The sequence below is a fragment of the Thauera sp. 28 genome, assembly GCF_000310145.2.
Lineage (GTDB): Bacteria > Pseudomonadota > Gammaproteobacteria > Burkholderiales > Rhodocyclaceae > Thauera > Thauera mechernichensis.
The window spans coordinates 154334-171547 of sequence record NZ_AMXA01000005.1; the positions used below are offsets into that span (position 1 = coordinate 154334).

Consider the following 17214-nt stretch of genomic DNA (forward strand, 5'->3'; position numbering starts at 1 on the left):
GTGTCTGGCGCGCCCACTCACAAGATCGAGGAGACTTCCATGCAACGCCTTTCCAAATCGGTCCTGCTGGCCGCCGCCGTCGCTGCCCCGTCGCTCACGCTCGCCCAGTCCAACGTCACCATCTACGGCCTCATCGACCTCAACCTCAGCCATGAGCGATCGGGCGACCAGCGCTACGAGGGCGTCCACCACGGCGAGCTCAACGGCTCGCGCCTCGGCTTTCGTGGCACCGAAGACCTCGGCCACGGCATGAAGGCCCTGTTCGTGCTCGAGAGCGGCTTCGACCCCTCGACCGGCCTCGCCGAGCAGGGCGGACGCCTGTTCGGCCGCCAGTCCTTCGTCGGCCTCGAGAGCAGCCTCGGCCGCCTGACCCTGGGCCGCCAGTATTCACCCGCCTTCGTCGCCCTCGACCCCTTCGACGCCACCGGCAACGCCGATCGCAGCGCCGGCCTGCTGCTGCGCAAGACCGGCGCCGTAAAGCCGGCCTACGAGGTGCGCTTCGACAACATGGTGAAGTACCGCTCGCCCAAGCTTGCCGGCTTCGAGCTCGATGCCGGCTACTGGCTGGGCGAGAAGGTCGCCACCACGTCCACCGCGCGCAAGGAAGGCGACGGCCACGGCCTCAGCCTGCTCTACGGCAACGGCGCCTTCTCGGGCGCGCTCACCACGCAGAGCGTGCAGCGCGACGCCAGCGGCGGCAAGGTGCGCACCAGCGGCGTTGGCCTGGCCTACGACTTCGGCATCGTCAAGCCCTATTTTGCCTGGTCGCAGGACAAGGAGAGCGGCACCGTCGGCAATGGCAAGGCACGCACCTGGGCCGTGAGCGCCGAGATCCGTCTGAACCCTGCGAACACGGTCGCGCTCAGCTATGCCGATCGCGACGAATCGGACGGCGCCGCCGGCGAGGACGCCAGCGGCTGGTCGGCCTACCACCTGCACGCCCTCTCCAAGCGCACCACGCTCTACGCCGGCTACTCGCAGCTCTCCAACGAGAGCGGTGCCAACTATGCAATAGGCAACATCACGCCGGCGGCCGGCGACAACCACCGGGTGATGATGGCCGGCATGCGCCACCGCTTCTGACCCTCGACAACCGCACACGGGAGAACCCGACATGAACATCACGGGAATGCTGTACGGCGCGCGTCTGCTGCAGTTCGCCGACTTCCCCACCGCCGAGGTGCTCGGCCCGGACGCCAGCGAGGAGCAGATCAAGGCGCTCATCGAGCGTCACGGCTCGGTCTTCGTCAAGCCGCTGTTCAAGGGCGGTGTCGGCAAGAAGGGCAAGGCCGGCCTCATCGGGCGTGCCAAGGACCTGCGCACCGCGCTGGCCGAGAAGGAGCGCCTGTACTTCGTCGAGCATCGCCACGGCCACCAGGTGGCGAAGGCCAACGGCGTCACCTTCGAAGCTGCGGTGCCGGCCGAGCACGAGGTCTATTTCTCGATCACCGACTCGACCGAGTTCCGTGCCCCGACCATGACCCTGACCCACCGCGGCGGCGTCGACATCGAGGAGCTCGACAAGTCGCAGGTCGCACGCGTGCCCTTCGACCCGCTCACCGGCCTGAAGGCCTTCGTCGTCGCCAACGCGCTCGCCGACATCGGCGCGCCCAAGCAGATCATCTCGCCGTTGGTGCAGCACCTGCCGCGCCTGTGGGAGCTGTATCACGACTTCGGCATGACCACCCTCGAGCTCAACCCGATCCGCATGCGCCCCGATCGTCGCGGCCGGCTTACGCCGGTGGCCTGCGACTTCAAGTGCGGCTTCGACCGCGACGATCCGCGCTGGCACCGGCTCAACCTGCCCGCCCACCTGTTCGCAGTGGACTATTCCGACTTCGAGCAGGAGATCAATCAGCTGCGCACCCACCAGGGCCAGAGCGACGTCTACGTGATCAACGCCGGCGGCACCATCCTCGCCCCCACCTTCGGCGGCGGCGCCAACTCGCTGGTCACCGAGATGCTCGGCGACGACGCCATCATCTCGTCCGACTTCGGCGGCAACCCGCCCTACGAGAAGATGAAGTCGGTGGCGTCGATCTGCTTCAAGCACTGGCTGCGTCAGGCCAACGTGCTCTTCATCATCGGCGGCAAGTCCAACAACACCGACATCCACGAGACCTTCCGCGCCATGGCCGACGCGCTGCGCGAGCACTTCGGCAGCCATGGCCCGACGCCGCTCACCGTGGTCGCCGGCCGCGGCGGGCCGAACCTGGTGCGCGGCATGGGCGTGCTGCGCGACACCTGCGAGGCGCTCGGCCTGCCCTACCGCCTGTTCGGCTTCGATTCGGCGATGAGCGAGGTGGTCGACTACGCCCGCGAAGCCAATGAATGGATGAAGGCCGGCGGCCGCGACGCCGTCGCCGCGCGCCTGGGGCTCGCCCCCGCGGCCACCGCCGCCTGAGCCCTGACACCCCCGATTCCAAGGAGACAGCCATGTACCAACAAGGCGTTGGTGATTTCAAGTATTACGTGGGCATCAGTTCGCTGGCCCACATCGCGACCCGGCACGACCGGGTGTGCGTGCTCAACATCCTCGGCGGCGAATCCAGCGAGGTCACGCCGGTCGGCCATGCGTGGTCGGGCGGCAACGTGGTGTTCGGCACCTCGCCGGGCCGCCGCGGCCAGGTGCTGGAGACCCCCCTCGGCAACGTCCCGGTGTACAACAGCGTGCGCGAGGGGCTGGACGATGGCCACCGCTTCAATTGCGGCGTGGTCTATCTGCCGCCGTCGGCGGCGCGCTGGGCGGCGACAACCCGTCGGACACGCTGCGCCGCGGCTCGATCGCGGTACTGTCGAACTCGGGCGGCTTCACCACCACCATCGCCCAGTACCTGCGCATGGCGGGCTGGGGCACGACCACGCTGGTGTCGAGCGGCAAGGACGTCTACATCCATTATGCCGCGCCGGAGTTCGCCTTCGCCCTCGCCAACGACGCGCGCAGCAAGGCCGCGGTGCTGTACTGCGAGCCCGGCGGCTACTACGAGCGCGACGCCGAGTTCACCAAGCCGGTGGTGGCCTGCGTGGTCGGACGCTGGAAGTCGCGGCTGACGCGCGCGGTCGGCCATGCCGGGGCGATGGCCGGCGGCGAGGACGATGCCGCCGCCAAGGAACGTTGGTTCATGGACAAGTTCGGCGTCGACGGCCTGTACACACCCGATAACCCGGTGTTCTCGGCGAAGGGCGCGGTGGTCACCAACATCGCCCACATTCCCGCCGCGCTCACCGCGGTGATGCGCGCCAACGCCACCCTGCCCGACTTCGAGCCCGAAGGCACAATGGAGCTCAAGCCCTGGTTCGGCGCCAATCTCGGCATCGCGCTGCCGCCGCAACTCGACTTGCCGGTGGTGCCGGCGATCGAGCCCTACCGCAGCCAGATCGCCCGGCTGGCCGAACAGGTCGGCGCGGTGTTCCCGCGCGAAACGATGAAGGACGCCTCGGGCGCCTCGCAGATGGATCCCGCGACCCAGGTCTCCAGCCTGCACGGGGTGAGCGTGCTCGAGGCCGCGCGCCGCCCGCTCGAGGCCAACCTCGGCCTGGCGCTGCTGCGCGAAGCCGGCGGCGACAACGACCGCAAGCTGATCGCGGTGGCGGTCGGCGCCCACCTCAACCTCCATGGCGACCCCGCGCTCGCCGCCGCCGAGGCCGCGCGCGCCGCCGGCAATGCGCCCAACGCCGTGCTCGCCGCCGCAATGGCGATCGTCGGCCCACGCCGCGCCGAGCGCGCGCGCACGATCGTCGCAGCGCTGATCGAGCGCCTGCATGCCGCCGGCCTGCGCGACGCGCTCGACGAGGACTTCGACTGCCACACCCTCGCCGACGACGCCGATCTGGTCGCGCTGGTCCGCGCCCCGGCGCCCGACGCCCGCGCCGAGGCGATGCTCGCCGGGCTGGCGGCACGCGACGCGCGCTCGTTGCCGGTGCGCCTGTTGCAGCACACCGGCGTGCCCCTGAGTGCCGATGCCGTGCTCGCCGCGATCACCACCACGCTCGCGTGGGGACCGCTGATGCGCAAGCGCGTCTCGCGCCTGACCGCAGAGAGCCTGCCATGGTGGATGCAGCTGGTCGGCACCCTGATCGGCGCCTCGGCCCCGGCCGAGCAGCACGAGGCCGGCCGCTTCTGCGGCATCGACGAGGCCGAGATGCTCGGTAGCGGTTCGCTCACCGCGCTCGCCTGCCAGGCCCTGCTCGGCCGCGTGCCGCGGCCGGCCGACCTGTTCGCCTACCAGACCCTGGTCGGCATCCTGCTCAGCAACGGCCCCGGCACCATCTCCGCCCAGGGCGCCAAGGGTGCGGTCTCGGCCGACGGCCCGGAAACGCCGCAGCGTGTGCAGCTCAACAAGGCGGTCATCGGCTTCCTCACCCACACCGGCTACGCCCACGGTGGCAACGGCTTCGAGGGCGTGCAGTTCCTGATCGAGCAGTTTCGCGACAGCGGCCTCGACGACCCGACGGCCGCCCACGGCATCGACGTCGCCGCGCTGGCCCGTCACTGCGCCGAGGACTACGCGCGCTACAAGGCCGAACGCAAGCAGACCGGCAGCGCGGACATCCGCAAGATCCCGGGCGTGAACCACCCGGTGTTCAAGGACCGGCCGGTCAACATCGATCCGCGCGAAGCCTTCATCCGCGAGCTGATGACCGCGCGCGGCGAGGCCAACGTGTTCCACGACTTCTACCACGCCCTGGTGCAGGCGCTGCACGAGGCCGGGGTGTCGCGCACGGTGTATTGCGTGAACATCGACGCGGTGATCGCCGCCCTGCTGCTGCGCCTGACCTGGCAGCCGTGGCGCGAGGGCCGCATCGACGAAGCGCGCCTGGAAGACGCCGCGTTCACCCTGTTCCTGCACGCCCGCATGCTGGGCTGCGCGGCCGAGATCGACGACCACCTGAACCGCGGGCGCAACATGGATACGCGCACGCCAGCGTCGAAATGCCGTCACGTCAGCTGACGCGGCTCACCCGGGGGCGGGCACGCCGCCGCCCCCGCCGAGCCGCGGGCAGCGCTTCCCCAACCCCCACCGGAACCTCACCATGAACGACTCGACCGCCATACCGCGCGGCGAACCCGCAATCCGCACCATCGCCATGCCCGCCGACGCCAACCCCGCCGGCGACATCTTCGGCGGCTGGCTGATGGCGCAGATGGACCTCGCCGCCGGCAACGTCGCCGCCCGCCGCGCGCGCAGCCGCTGCGCCACGGTGTCGGTGGACCGCATCACCTTCCTGCGCCCGGTGTTCATCGGCGACGAGGTCAGCCTCCACGCCGAGATCGTGCGCGTCGGCCGCAGCTCGATGACGATCGAGGTCGAGGCCTGGCGCCGCTCGCGCGACGGCGAGGAACAGGTCAAGGTCACCGACGCCAGCTTCGTCTTCGTCGCCCTCGACCAGGGCGAGCGGCCACGGGTGATCAGTCCTGGATCCCAGTCCGCGGCAAACACGTAAAGTCGAATCGCTGGCGGGCGCGCAGCTACCCTGATGGAGGCGGAACTCGCGAGAGTTCCGCCTCTATTGCTGTGCGCAAGGGCGGCAGATGCCTGACGACCACTCCAGATTGCGAATCACCGCGTCCTGGGTCTTCGCATCGGCATAGAAGGCAGCCTCACCTTCAATGGTGAAGGTGTCGATGCGGTCCAGGCAAAGCCGGATGTGCTTCAGAAAGACGACGGGCTCCCGCCTCATAGGGGTCTCGCTTCAGCCATGATCCGTTGGCGCAGGAAGGGGCTCACGCCATCCGCGGTCACAACGTCCGCGCGGCGCCCGAGCAGGGCCTCGATATCCTGCTGCAACCCGACCAGATCGAGCAGGGACGCACCCGCGTCGAAATCCACCAGGAAGTCGACATCGGAATCCGGCCGGTCCTCACCACGCGCGACCGACCCGAAAACCCTCAGATTGCGCGCCTTGTGGCTTGCTGCCGCCCGAAGCAGTTCGCTTTTCCTGCGGCTGATTTCCTCGAACGTCGTCATCACCGTTCCCTCGGACCAAGACAGTGAGAGTCTAGCGATTCGGCGAGCACACGCAGAGGGTTGGAACGGATTTCCTGGCGGACGTTGGACATGGCGGTCAAGCGGCCGGGCCAAGTCACCACAATCGCTTGGGCGGACACTGCACCGGCAAGCGGGCGACCTCATCCTCACCGTCGAGCCGACGCGGTTCAAGGTGAGCCATCGAACTCTCGGGCCTTACCGCAAAAAAACGGGCGCCCGCAGGCGCCCATCGAAGGCGGCGGTCCGGGACGGGGCCACCGCAAGCCGGATTCCGTCACAAACGGAGAGGACGGTATCCGCGGAGGTGAGTCTTCAACTCATGCCTGAGCCACCACGCGGCGGCTGTCGAGCATGCGTGCGACACGCGGGCCCACCAGCATGGCGATGGCCGCCACCCACAGGCCAATCGCGATCGGGCTGGAGAACAGCACGCCGATCTCGCCATCGCTGATCGACAGCGCGCGACGCAGGTTCTGCTCCATCATGTCGCCGAGCACGAAGCCGAGGATGAAGGGCGCGATCGGGAAGTTCATGACGCGCAGTGCATAGCCCAGTGCGCCGACGAGCACACCGACGATGAGGTCGAAGGTGTTGCCATGCACCGCATACACGCCAACCATCGAGATCGCCGCCACACCCGGCACCAGCAGCCACACCGGGATCGACAGGAACTTGACGAACACGCGGATGAGCGGGATGTTCATCACCAGGAGCATGACGTTGGCGATGAAGAGCGAAGCGATCAGGCCCCACACGATCACCGGCTGGTCCTGGAACAGGGTCGGGCCGGGGGTGATGTTGTACAGCGTGAGCGCACCCATCATCACCGCGGTGGTGCCCGAACCGGGCACGCCCAGGGTCAGCATCGGCACCAGCGAACCGTTGGCCGAGGCGTTGTTGGCCGCCTCCGGCGCGGCCACGCCACGCATGTCGCCCTCGCCGAACTGGTGATCCTTGCCCGCCATTCGGCGCTCGCTGGCGTAGCACATCGCCGAGGCGATGGTAGCGCCCGCGCCGGGTAGCACGCCGATGAAGAAGCCGGCGACGGCCGAGCGCAGCATCGTCCACTTGGCGAGCATGAACTCCTTCAGGTTGAACATCATCCGGCCCGACAGCGCGATCGGCTCGGGGTTGGCATGCAGGCCCTGCAGCATCAGCAAAATCTCGCTGACGGCGAACAGGCCGATGACGATGACAATGAAGGGAATGCCGTCGGCCAGATGCAGCATGTCGAAGGTGAAGCGATACACGCCGCTGTTCGAGTCGATGCCCACCGTCGAAAGCAGCAGGCCGATCAGGCAGGCAATCATCGCTTTGGGCAGGGAATCGCCTACCAGGCCGCCCAGGCAGGACAGCGCCAGCACCATCAGCACGAAATATTCCGCCGGACCGAAGGCGATCGCCCATTCGGCGAGCAGCGGCGCGAAGGCGACGATGCCCAGGGTGGCGACCATGGCGCCGGTGAAGGACGCCACCGCCGACATCGACAGCGCCGGACCGGCGAGCCCCTTCTTGGCCAGCGGATAGCCGTCGAGCGTGGTCATCACCGCGCCGGCATCACCCGGCACGTTGAGCAAGATCGCCGAGATGCGGCCGCCGTATTCGCAGCCGGCATACACCGCGCACAGCAGGATCAGCGCCGACTCCGGTGGCAGCTTCATGGCGAAGGCGATCGGCAGCAGGATGGCCACGCCGTTGATCGGGCCCAGGCCGGGTAGCAGGCCGACGACGGTGCCGAGGAAACAGCCGATCAGCGCGATCATCAGGTTTTCGGGCGTCGCCGCGACGGCGAAGCCCTGGGCGAGAAGCGTCAAGGTTTCCATGATTTACCCCGTGATCGCGTTGAGCCACAGCCCGGTCGGCAGCGCGACGTCGAGCAGGCGGTCGAAGAAATAGAACAGGCCGATGCCGAGGCCGACGCCGCTCGCCAGCGCCTGCTTCCAGCTCGCGCCGAACAGACGCGCGACCGGTAGCGTCACCAGCGCGGTGGCGATCACGAAGCCGAGACGGTCGAACAGCAGCGCATAGCCGAGCACGACCAGGAACAGCAGGCCGATGCGCTGCATGACCGGACCCGGCGCCCAGGCAGTCTTCTCGGTCTTGCCGAAGACCAGCGCCAGCGCGAACAGACCGAGCAACGCCAGCACGATCATCGGAAAGGCCTTCGGCCCGACCGGCTCATAGGAAAACGGCGCTTCGAAACCGCGCGCGATGAAGAGGCCGACGAGGCTGATGAGCACCAGCACGCCGCCGAAGATGCGTTCGCTCATGGCGATCTCCCTTCAGGTGAGGGCCGCGCCCGGCAAGGCGCGGAGGGGACAGGAGTGGGGGCAGCGCGCCAGCTGGAGCCTGCACGCGGCGCGGGCGGGTCGTGCCCGCGCCCTTGCCCGAGCGGCGAGGCTTACTGCGCCGTCAGGCCGAACTCGGCGGCGAGCTCGCGATAGCGCGCCACTTCCTTCTGCACGTAGGCCGTCAGGGCGTCACCCGTCAGGTGGTAGGGAAAGAGCCCGCGCTCCTCGCGCAGCTTGTCGAACTCGGGCGTGGCCATCATGGTGTCGAAGGCCTGCAGCCACCACTGGTAGTCGGCATCGGCCACCTTCGGGCCAACGTAGAAGCCGCGCGTGATCGTCCAGTCGACGTTGTAGCCTTGCTCCATCGCGGTCGGAATGTCGGCCAGCTCACCCTTCAGGCGCTCGGGCGCCAGGATGGCGAGCACCTTGATGCGACCGCCCTTGAGGTGGCCGAGCACCTCGGAGGCGTCGCCGGAGTAAGCCTGGACATGGCCGCCCATGAGCGCGGCCATCGCCTCGCCACCGCCTTCGAAGGCCACGTAGCGCATGTTCTTGTGATTGACGCCGGCCTCGCGCGCGATCAGCGCCGACTTCATCCAATCCTGGCTGCCGACCGAACCGCCAGCGCCATACACCACCTTGCCCGGGTTGGCGCGGGTGGCCTCGATCAGGTCCTTCAGGCTCTGGAAGGGCGCGTCGGCGCGCACGATGATGGCGCCGTAGTCGGCACCCACCGCAGCCAGCCACTTCACGTCGTTCTCGTTGTACTTGCCGAACTTGCCGATCGCCAGGTTCAGGAAGGAACCGCCCGAGAAGGCGACGATGGTACCGGCTTCGGCGGGGCGGTTGGCGATCACGGTGTTGTAGGCCACGGCGCCGATGCCGCCCGGCATGTAGGTGACGCGCATCGGCGCCTTCAGGAGGCCGCCGTCCTGCAGGCCGCTCTGTGCCAGCTTGCAGGTGAGGTCGAAGCCACCACCCGGCTTGGCCGGGGCGATGCACTCGGGCTTGGCCGGCTCGGCGTGGGCGACGCCGGCGGCAAGGGTGGCAAACACCGCGGTAGCGGCGGCAAAAAGGGTCTTCTTGAGCATCACGGCGATCTCCTCCGATTATCGATTCGTCTATCCCGGAGCAGAACCGCCTCGCCCCAAGTGGAGCGGACGATACGAAGACGTGCTTTCGATAGCCTTTCAGTGTTGCAGGCCTCCTCTGCCGATCCTCACGACAGGCCCTCGCCCAATGCCGCCGCCGCCGCCGCGAGCACCGCTGCACGCCGGTCATCCCCGGCGTCTGCGCGCAACGCGAGGAAACCGGCCAGCAAGCCAAGCTGCTTTGCCACCGAACCGAGCTGCCGCGGCGACACCGCAAGCATGCCCAGTGCATCGCGGTAGGCCTGCACCAGCCTGGCGGCCGCGGCGTCCTCCTCCTCGACGACATCGCCGACGAGCCAGCGCGTAAGCGCGCAGTCCGCAACCACGGCACCGTCGAAGAAGTCGAAGCTGCGCGCAAAGCGCCTGCGTGCGGCAGCCAGACAGGCATCGAGCACGGCAGCGTCGATCGACTCGCCGAGCAGCCAGCCCAACTGCAGGCGGTTCATGCACGGGTAGGGGTTCCAGTCGGCCTGCGCCGGATCGCCCTCGCCGAGCGCGTAGGCTTCATGCGCGCGCAACAGGTCATCGCGCACACGTGCCCAGGCGGCCGTACCCGCAGCGCGTGCGGAAGGTTTGCCGCCGTCGGCCACCAACCCGGCATCGGCCTGTAGCTGGCGCAGCTGCACCAGGGCGCGCCGCTTCCAGGCGCTGCCCAGGATCGCCTGACGCTGCAGGCTGGCTGGCATCCCAGCCTGCGGCGAGGATGCGTCCGCCACGGCCGGCGCGGCAGAAGCGATCAGGATCAGCGCGCGCATGCGCGCAATGGCGTCATCCACAAGGCCCAGCGCACGCACCAGATCCTGCCCCTCGCCCGGCTGGCTGAGCTGCTCGGCCAGCCGGGCCTCGACATTGGCCAGCAGTTCGATCGCCGCGATCGGCACCGCCCCTCGCGACGAGTCCTCCGCGATTGCACGCAGCAAGGGCGCTCGGGCCGCGTCGAAACCGCCCACATCGCCGTAGGCGGCATACAAGCGGCCGAGCGCCTGCTGCACATCCGGGCGCGCTACCCACTGCGCGGGCAGCCGGCCCAGGCGGCGGTCGATGCGGCGCTGCAGTGCCCGCAAGCCGGATTCGCGCTGCTCGCCGCGGATGCTGTGGCCGTCCAGCCAGAGTTGGTCCAGCCAGTCGAGCAACTCCTCGGGCGCCAGCAAGGTCCCGTCCTCACGCTCGGCACGCTGGTCCACCCGGAGCTGGAAGGCGGGATCGCCATAGGCCTGGTAGGCGCCCCAGGTGTTGCAGTCCGGATGGCGGTGCAAGGCCTCGGCACGCGCCTCGAACACTGCATCGCCGAAGCGCATGCCCTCGATCGCCATCGCGCTGAAGAAGCGCTCGGCAAAGGTCTGCGCCGCATCGTCGCGCACCTCCCAGCCGGCTGCGACCACACAGCGCACACCCATGTCGATGAGCTCGCGCGCCAGACTGGCAGCCAGACGGTGCGCACCCTGTGCAACGTCGACCTTGCCGAGGTGGCAGCAGCTCAGGAAGACGAGGTCGGGTACCGTCTCCATCAGGGCAATCTCGGCTGCGGTCAGCAACAAGCCATCGGACAGCACGACCCCGCTGCGGTAGCTGCCGTCAGCGGCACGGCAGGCGTGGATGCCATGCGCGGCAATCACCAGCACGCGGCTGGGGCGCGCAAAAAGACGGGCATACACATCGCCGGCCAGCGCGTCCGGCGGCGCATGGCTCACCGTATAGCCGGCCCCCTCAAGGATGCGCACCACGGCCTCACCCTCGCGCACAGCGCCCTCCAGACTGGGCAGGCGGTCGGGGCGCGGCGTGCCGTCGGCATCCACGCGAGGCTTCCAGCCCGGCCCGCCGAACTGCACGTGGTATCCCTCGGTACTCGGGTTGGCGATGACGCAGGCCGTCATGGCGTCGGTACGCACGACATTGTGCCGGTAGCTGCGGGTCATGAACTGGCGCACCATGCGGCTGCGGCTCACCAGCGGCTCGCCGTCATCCTCCAGCAGTTCCCAGGGCAAGTTGGCGGTGCTTTCGTCGACCACCAGGATCAGGTTGCGCGCCTTGCGCGCTGCCGCCTTGAACTCCACCGGCACCAGCAGCTGGAACAGGGTGTGGCCGAAGCTGCCCTCACCGCCGCGGTAGCGGGTAGACGCAGGCCCGGTCAGTGCTTCATCGGCCAGGCGTTCGATGAGACCGGGCTGGCGCGCTTGCACGACAACTTCTGCACGCGCCTTCTCGCCCATGAAGGTGAAGCGGAAGCGCCGGGCATGGCGGATCAGCGGCGTGGGCGCATCGATCAATGCTGCGGTCTCGCCGTCGGCATCGGTGACCGCAAGGCGCGGCCAGTAGTCGCCGAAGGGGGTCACGCTCAGGCGCTGGCGCACGCCTTCGCCATGGCGCAGCGGCTCGGACAGGTCGAGGCGGGCGCCCAGGCGCTCGAGTTCGGCGGCGAGGCTCTTGTCGAGCGCGCTCACCGCATGGGCCGCAGAGATGGCGGCATCACGATAGAGCTCGATCAACTCCAGTTCGACAATGCGCCCGACCGGCCCTCTGCGCGCCTTGGCGCACTGGGCGTAGTCGCGATTGGCGAGCAGCACGCCGCGCACCACCGCCTTCACCGCCTCGCCGACGTCCAGGCTGGCCGCGGAGTTGCTGCCGACCAGCAGGCTTGCGAGGCGCAGCGGAATCGCAGTATCGGGCTGACGGCCGCGGCCATCGCAATGGTCCTCGCCGTAGCGGTCGGACGCATGCAGCAGGTAGCGCAGCGCGCCGGCCCGCACGGCCTCGGTCACCCCCTCGGCACCGAGCGCCCCCATCTCGCCCAGGCCGACCACCACCGCACCACGGCTGGTGCCGCGCAGGCGCTCCTCGGCGCTGCGCGGCATCAAAACCACGGTCGCATCGCCCAGCTCGCCGGAATGGATGCCCAGGCGCTGGCGGTGGCTGAGGGCACCATCGACCAGCCAGCGGTCGATGACGGCCTCGGCGCCCGCGATCGGGTCACCACGGTAATGCCCGCACAGCAGCGGGATCTGTACGAAGCGCAGATCCATCGCGCGCACACCCACGCGCAGCACGCTGCGTCGCCGCTGCGGCAGCGCCGGAACACGGCCGCCGAGCGCACGGCTGGCGAGCTCGGCCTCGGTCGGCCAGGCGGGCGGTGGCCCGGCGCGGTAGTCACGCACGGGGACGCGCGCCGTCTCGCTGCGGCTGAGCGGCAGCCGGCCCAGACGCAGCGGTGTCCCGCGCGTGAGCAGGGCCTCGATGTCGGCAAAATGATCCGCCGTGCTGGTCAGCCCCATGTGGTCGGCGGCCATGTGCCAGCAGCGCTCGTCCGGCAGGCCGGCAAGCCGCCCCGAGGCCCAGGTCACCGAACCGTCGCCATGGGGCGTGCCGCGCATGCGCACGAAGGGCCGGCTGCCCTCGTCGAGCAGGACCAGGCCGCAGGGCGTGTTGTCCGCGTTGCCGAACACGTAAGCGATGCGTTCGGGCGCCTGCGCGACCCAGCCGGTATCGGCGACTGCAGTCCAGAACGCGCGTGCCTTGTCGAGCACGCGCTGGGTCGGCTTGCCGGCAAGGCGACGGCCGAACCAGAAGTCATCATTGATCGCGCCGAGCTCAGCCCAGGTCTCGGCGCGGTAGTAGTCCTTGGGCGCCACGCCGCCGCTGTCGACAAAGCCGGGCGCAGGCAGCAGATGCACGGCACCGGGGAAGCCGGCGACGATGTCGAGCACGGCCTGCAGGCCCTGGCGCAGGTCCAGGCGAGCGAGCATGCGGATGGTGTCGGACTGGCCTAGCAGGGTCTCGACCAGCAGGTGCGAGCCCTGGTTGGGCGTGCCGAGCATGAGCAGGCGCACACCCTGGCCGGGACGGGCGACGATCTCCGCCCACAGGCCGGGGTCGGCCGCGAACGCCGCGCGCACCACCAGCCCGCCCATGCTGTGCGCCAGGATGCGCAGCGGCTGGTCGGGGTGCTCCTGCAAGGCCTGGCGCAAGCGCCCGGCCAACGCCTTGCCGAGCTCGGCGATCGGCTGGCGCCAGTCGTAGTCGTGGCGGATCACGCGGTGGCCGGACTCGAGGTAGCCGGCGAGCCGACCGTAGGCCATGCCGACCAGGCCGGCCGGACTCACCGCCTTGCTGCTGTCGATGGCGATGCGTACCAGCCTGCCGCGCGCCAGTTCGATCGGGTCGAGCCAGATCCGCCGCCCATCCGCAGCCAGGTGCGAGCCCATGATGCCGGGCAGGAAGAACAGCACCGGCACGGTGTTGGCGGCCGGCTCGGGCTCGCCCCGGCTGGCGCGGGTGGCGAGCGCAGGGTCGATCACCGGCAGCGCCAGTGGCGCCCAGGCCGCCAGCGCCGGGTCCTTGTCCGCCAACGCGTCTGCGCGCAGCCAGGCGGCGAGCGCGGCCGGCAAGGGCACGCCGTCGCGCTGAACCTCGTCGCGGAAATAGCGGAAGTGATTGACCTCCGGCCCTTGCACGAAGATCGCACGGTGTGCCGGCAGGCTGGCCGCGACCGGGCCGTCCGCCAGCGTCTCGGCGCCACTGTCGGCAGTGGCCGCACGCGCCACCAGGCCGCCGTACATCGAGTCGGTGTCCACCACCAGGTCGTTGCGCGCGCGGTCGAACAGCGCCCAATCGACGAACATCACGCCGATACGCTGCAATACACCGCCCCCCTCGATATCACCCGCGATGACGCCCACCTTCACGGTCGCAGCGATGCGGGCGCGGCCAAGCAGCATGCCCATCGGCGCTTCGGGCAGCATCGCCTCGATGCCCGGCACCACCTGCGGCTGCAGGCGCTTGTCGGCAATCTCGAGCACCACGCGGGCGAGAAACTGCAGGCCACGATCGGCCACCGCCTTGGCCTTGGCCGCCGCGGCCGGCGCCAGCACGCCGACCGCCGCGCCCACACCCCACGATCCGGCGCGCCGCACCAGGTTGAGCAGCCCGGACAGGAACACGTCGAGGTTGTCGGACAGCAGCGCGGTGCCGCGCGCGGGCGCGGCCACGCGCACATAGCGCTCGACCGTGATGGCGCGCTCGACCAGCAGGGCGGCAAGGCGGCGCAGCTTGGCGCGCTCGCCGGCGGCATAGGCTTCGGTGGCGGCCTCGGCGTCCGCCTTGGCACTGCCCCGCAGCGCCGCCAGCGCGGGCATGCTGCTGCGGTAGTCGTCGATCAGCGCATCCAGCGCACCATCGCCACCGTCCAGGCACAGCAGGTCACCAACCAGACCGCCGCGTGAATGCGTCACCAGGCTGATCGTACTCCCGGCTGGCAAGGTCTCCACCAGCGCCAGCGCATTGTCGATCGGGCTCTGGGAGAAGGTCCGGTGCTCGTAGCCGAAGATGCGATCGCCGAAGCGCTCCTTGAGCACCGCCCACGCTGAACTGCCGCGCAGATCGCCGAAGCCGCCCAGGATGTGCGAACCGGTACCGTGGATGAAGACAAGCAAGGCGCCCGCCCTGGCCGCCCTGTCCAGGCGCGCGTCGCCCGCCCGGCACAGATCCTCGCGGGCGAGCGCGCCGCCATCCCAGGCGTACAGACCGGGTTCGCCTGCCAGCCGGTCCTCGATCATCGCCATCAGTGCGGTCGCGCCCTTGCGCGAGGCCCAGGCTGCCGCCCAGTCCTCGACCTTGCCGCCAGCAAGATCGAGCAGCTTGTCCTTGGCCGCCTTGCCCACTGCATCCTCGGGCAGGTGCAGCCGGCTCACCCGCCGCCATACCCAGCCCAGCGCACCGCGGGTGCTGTCCTGGGTGTCGCGGAAACCGGCGAAGTCGACCGCGCCATCCGCATCGACGAGTTCGGGCCGGGTGCGCGCGAGCTGTTCTGCAAGCGCATCGGCGCGAATGAAGATGGTCGTGCCATCCTCCGCCTCCAGGGCGAGCAGGCCCGCATCCTCGTCCAGGCCATGGACAACGGGCGCTTCCTCGCTACGGCTGGCAGCAGCCAGTTCCAGCACTTCGGTAACCTCGAGGCCAGGCACGAGCGCAAGCGCATCGCTGCCATCGGCACGGCTGCCTGGCAGGCTGAGAAGCGATGGCGGGCGGGCGTCGGCCAACGCCGAAGCGGGCGTCGACAGCGGCAGCTTGAGCAGGGTACGGGCGGCGCGGGCAGCCTTGCGTCTGGCCATGGGGATGCTCCCGGATGAGGGTTGGGGTCAGGCCGGAGGATGGCGCCTGGTTCAAGGATGACGCCAGAAAGCATGGGCGCGAAAGCGCGCATGCAACCACCATGCATTGGCAGCAGGCGCCCGCAGCACGTTGCGTGTCCCAGCCTGGGATTCGAGCGGCTGCACGACTTCGCCGCGGGCGTTGCGGCGGGCAACAGCGCCGTCGCGCTCGGGGACGACGACGGTAATGTGGCCCGGGCTGTTGAGGTCGCGGCGCTGGGCGACGATCAGGCACACCTCACCTGCATTGGCGGCGGCCTGGAGCAGGGTCGGATCGACCTCACGCACCCAGCCGAAAGCGGTGCCATGGTCTTCCAGCCAGTCGAACAGGGCGTTGGCGTTGAGTTCGCGCACAGTCTGCCCGTAGCTGACCGCCACCGTCTCACCCGCGGCGATGCGGCGCAGGGCCGGGCCGGACCACCACACCCGCGGCAGGTAGGCCCCGCAAAGGTAGGCAAAATCGGTCGCATAGATGTTGCAATAGGTCGCCCCGCCTTGGGGCTGATAACGCCGATGGGCGGGCGCAGCGACGTCCAGATAATCGACAATGGCATCCAGCGCCGCCGCACGCGCCTGCGTCGTGCGTCCGCCGCGCGCCGGTCGTCCCTCCTCGCCGAGCGGGTAGGCGCGCCCACCGTCGCGCGCGCGCGTGATATCGGCACGTCCCTGCTGCATGTGTGCAGCCGGCAAGCTCGCCGCAGCCGCCTCGGAGGCCACGGCGGTGCGCGCACGGCCGCGCACCAGGGGCTCGAGGAAGCGCGCAGCAACGAAGCCTTCGCGCAGCGCACCATCGAGCAGGATCCGCACGCGCACCCAGACATCGGCATCCGCCGCGCCCAGCACTTCGACCAGGCAGCCCTGCGCCAGCGTCGCCATGCGTGTATTGTCCGCGGCACGCGGTGCAGTACGCAGGTTCAGGGCAGCGGGCACCACCTTGTGCGTTGCCTTGAACACCGGGCCCGCATGCAGCTCGACCGCCCCGCGCGCGGCAAGCTCGGCGAGCGCGCGCCTGGCCTTCTCGAGCAGTTCGCGGCGGTGGGCAAAGCCATTCAGGCCGCCATTGACGCGTCGCGTGATCGTACTCAGGTCATCGACATCGGCAAGCGCATTGAGACCGTTCCGCTCCCAGAAATACACTGCGGACTGGACTGCATACTGGGTGGCCACACGCTCGGGCATGGCGACGACGTCATCGCCGATCCAGGCCGAGAACGCGCGATAGTTGCTCTTGCCCGTGAGTTGGATCAGGCCACGACCGCGGTAGCGGTAGCCGTCGCCCGTGGCCTCGGCACCATTGCCCATGCGCCCGCCATAGACACGATTCCCGATGCGCTCGGGCTGGTTGGCATGCGCTGCGGCCTCCGCAGCAGTGGGAAAGTAACGCGGGAACACCGCCTGCAAGCGCTCGGCCGAGTAGTTCATGTTCTCGACCGTGGTCTTCAGCATCCCCGACTCATGCATGAGCTGGGCAAGGAAATGGGCGACCCGCAGGCTGGAGTCGATGCCATGCACCGCCATCGCGGCATTGAGACTATCGAGGTACTTGTCGGCGTTCGCCGCACTGGCCCCCATGCGGGTGAGCACTTCACGCGTGATCGACATGTCCCCTCTCCGGTCGTCCGTCCCGCTCCAACTTAAG

At 69.3% G+C, this 17214-nt stretch carries 11 protein-coding genes; 4 read left to right on the forward strand and 7 right to left on the reverse strand.

Annotation, left to right across the window (positions count from 1 at the left end):
* The first annotated feature begins 39 nt into the window (after positions 1-39).
* The 4 genes from C662_RS06340 (at position 40) to C662_RS06355 (ending at position 5445) form a co-directional block, all read left to right on the forward strand.
* Positions 40-1083, forward strand: coding sequence for a porin (locus C662_RS06340; RefSeq protein ID WP_002926273.1), 1044 nt, complete (start codon positions 40-42; stop codon positions 1081-1083).
* Positions 1084-1114: 31 nt separating this feature from the next.
* On the forward strand, positions 1115-2404 hold the full coding sequence (locus tag C662_RS06345; protein ID WP_002926276.1) for an ATP citrate lyase citrate-binding domain-containing protein: 1290 nt from the start codon (positions 1115-1117) through the stop codon (positions 2402-2404).
* 301 nt (positions 2405-2705) lie between these two features.
* Positions 2706-4952 (forward strand): CoA-binding domain-containing protein, encoded by a 2247-nt coding sequence (locus tag C662_RS06350; RefSeq protein ID WP_002926278.1) that lies wholly within the window; start codon positions 2706-2708, stop codon positions 4950-4952.
* Between the two features lie 82 nt (positions 4953-5034).
* Positions 5035-5445, forward strand: a complete 411-nt coding sequence (locus C662_RS06355; RefSeq protein ID WP_002926280.1) for an acyl-CoA thioesterase — start codon at positions 5035-5037, stop codon at positions 5443-5445.
* Positions 5446-5508: 63 nt separating this feature from the next.
* On the opposite strand, the gene C662_RS20270 is transcribed toward C662_RS06355, so the two are convergent.
* The 7 genes from C662_RS20270 to C662_RS06385 form a co-directional block, all read right to left on the reverse strand.
* A complete protein-coding gene (locus C662_RS20270) occupies positions 5509-5682 on the reverse strand; it encodes a hypothetical protein (RefSeq protein ID WP_002926283.1) in 174 nt (57 codons plus the stop codon).
* Complete coding sequence (locus C662_RS06360) at positions 5679-5969, reverse strand: nucleotidyltransferase family protein (protein WP_002926286.1); 291 nt, start codon at positions 5967-5969, stop codon at positions 5679-5681. The genes C662_RS20270 and C662_RS06360 overlap by 4 nt, the downstream gene beginning before the upstream one ends.
* Positions 5970-6307: 338 nt before the next feature.
* A complete protein-coding gene (locus tag C662_RS06365) occupies positions 6308-7813 on the reverse strand; it encodes a tripartite tricarboxylate transporter permease (protein WP_002926287.1) in 1506 nt (501 codons plus the stop codon).
* 3 nt (positions 7814-7816) lie between these two features.
* Positions 7817-8260: a tripartite tricarboxylate transporter TctB family protein gene (locus tag C662_RS06370; RefSeq protein WP_002926289.1), complete on the reverse strand. Its 444-nt coding sequence runs from the start codon at positions 8258-8260 to the stop codon at positions 7817-7819.
* Between the two features lie 131 nt (positions 8261-8391).
* Complete coding sequence (locus C662_RS06375; RefSeq protein ID WP_002926290.1) at positions 8392-9372, reverse strand: Bug family tripartite tricarboxylate transporter substrate binding protein; 981 nt, start codon at positions 9370-9372, stop codon at positions 8392-8394.
* A 128-nt stretch (positions 9373-9500) separates the two neighbouring features.
* Positions 9501-15536 carry a DUF7379 domain-containing protein gene (locus tag C662_RS06380; RefSeq protein ID WP_002926292.1) on the reverse strand — a complete coding sequence of 2012 codons (6036 nt, stop codon included), beginning with the start codon at positions 15534-15536 and terminating at the stop codon, positions 9501-9503.
* Between the two features lie 51 nt (positions 15537-15587).
* Positions 15588-17177, reverse strand: coding sequence for a glycoside hydrolase family 19 protein (locus tag C662_RS06385; RefSeq protein WP_002926294.1), 1590 nt, complete (start codon positions 17175-17177; stop codon positions 15588-15590).
* Positions 17178-17214: the final 37 nt, after the last annotated feature.

What these genes read in the sequence shown, in the direction of transcription:
- C662_RS06355 (WP_002926280.1), top strand. Translation starts at nt 5,035, where the DNA reads ATGAACGACTCGACCGCCATACCGCGCGGCGAACCCGCAATCCGCACC.
- C662_RS06380 (WP_002926292.1), bottom strand. Translation starts at nt 15,536, where the DNA reads ATGGCCAGACGCAAGGCTGCCCGCGCCGCCCGTACCCTGCTCAAGCTG.
- C662_RS06385 (WP_002926294.1), bottom strand. Translation starts at nt 17,177, where the DNA reads ATGTCGATCACGCGTGAAGTGCTCACCCGCATGGGGGCCAGTGCGGCG.
- C662_RS06365 (WP_002926287.1), bottom strand. Translation starts at nt 7,813, where the DNA reads ATGGAAACCTTGACGCTTCTCGCCCAGGGCTTCGCCGTCGCGGCGACG.
- C662_RS20270 (WP_002926283.1), bottom strand. Translation starts at nt 5,682, where the DNA reads ATGAGGCGGGAGCCCGTCGTCTTTCTGAAGCACATCCGGCTTTGCCTG.
- C662_RS06370 (WP_002926289.1), bottom strand. Translation starts at nt 8,260, where the DNA reads ATGAGCGAACGCATCTTCGGCGGCGTGCTGGTGCTCATCAGCCTCGTC.
- C662_RS06360 (WP_002926286.1), bottom strand. Translation starts at nt 5,969, where the DNA reads ATGACGACGTTCGAGGAAATCAGCCGCAGGAAAAGCGAACTGCTTCGG.
- C662_RS06375 (WP_002926290.1), bottom strand. Translation starts at nt 9,372, where the DNA reads ATGCTCAAGAAGACCCTTTTTGCCGCCGCTACCGCGGTGTTTGCCACC.
- C662_RS06345 (WP_002926276.1), top strand. Translation starts at nt 1,115, where the DNA reads ATGAACATCACGGGAATGCTGTACGGCGCGCGTCTGCTGCAGTTCGCC.
- C662_RS06340 (WP_002926273.1), top strand. Translation starts at nt 40, where the DNA reads ATGCAACGCCTTTCCAAATCGGTCCTGCTGGCCGCCGCCGTCGCTGCC.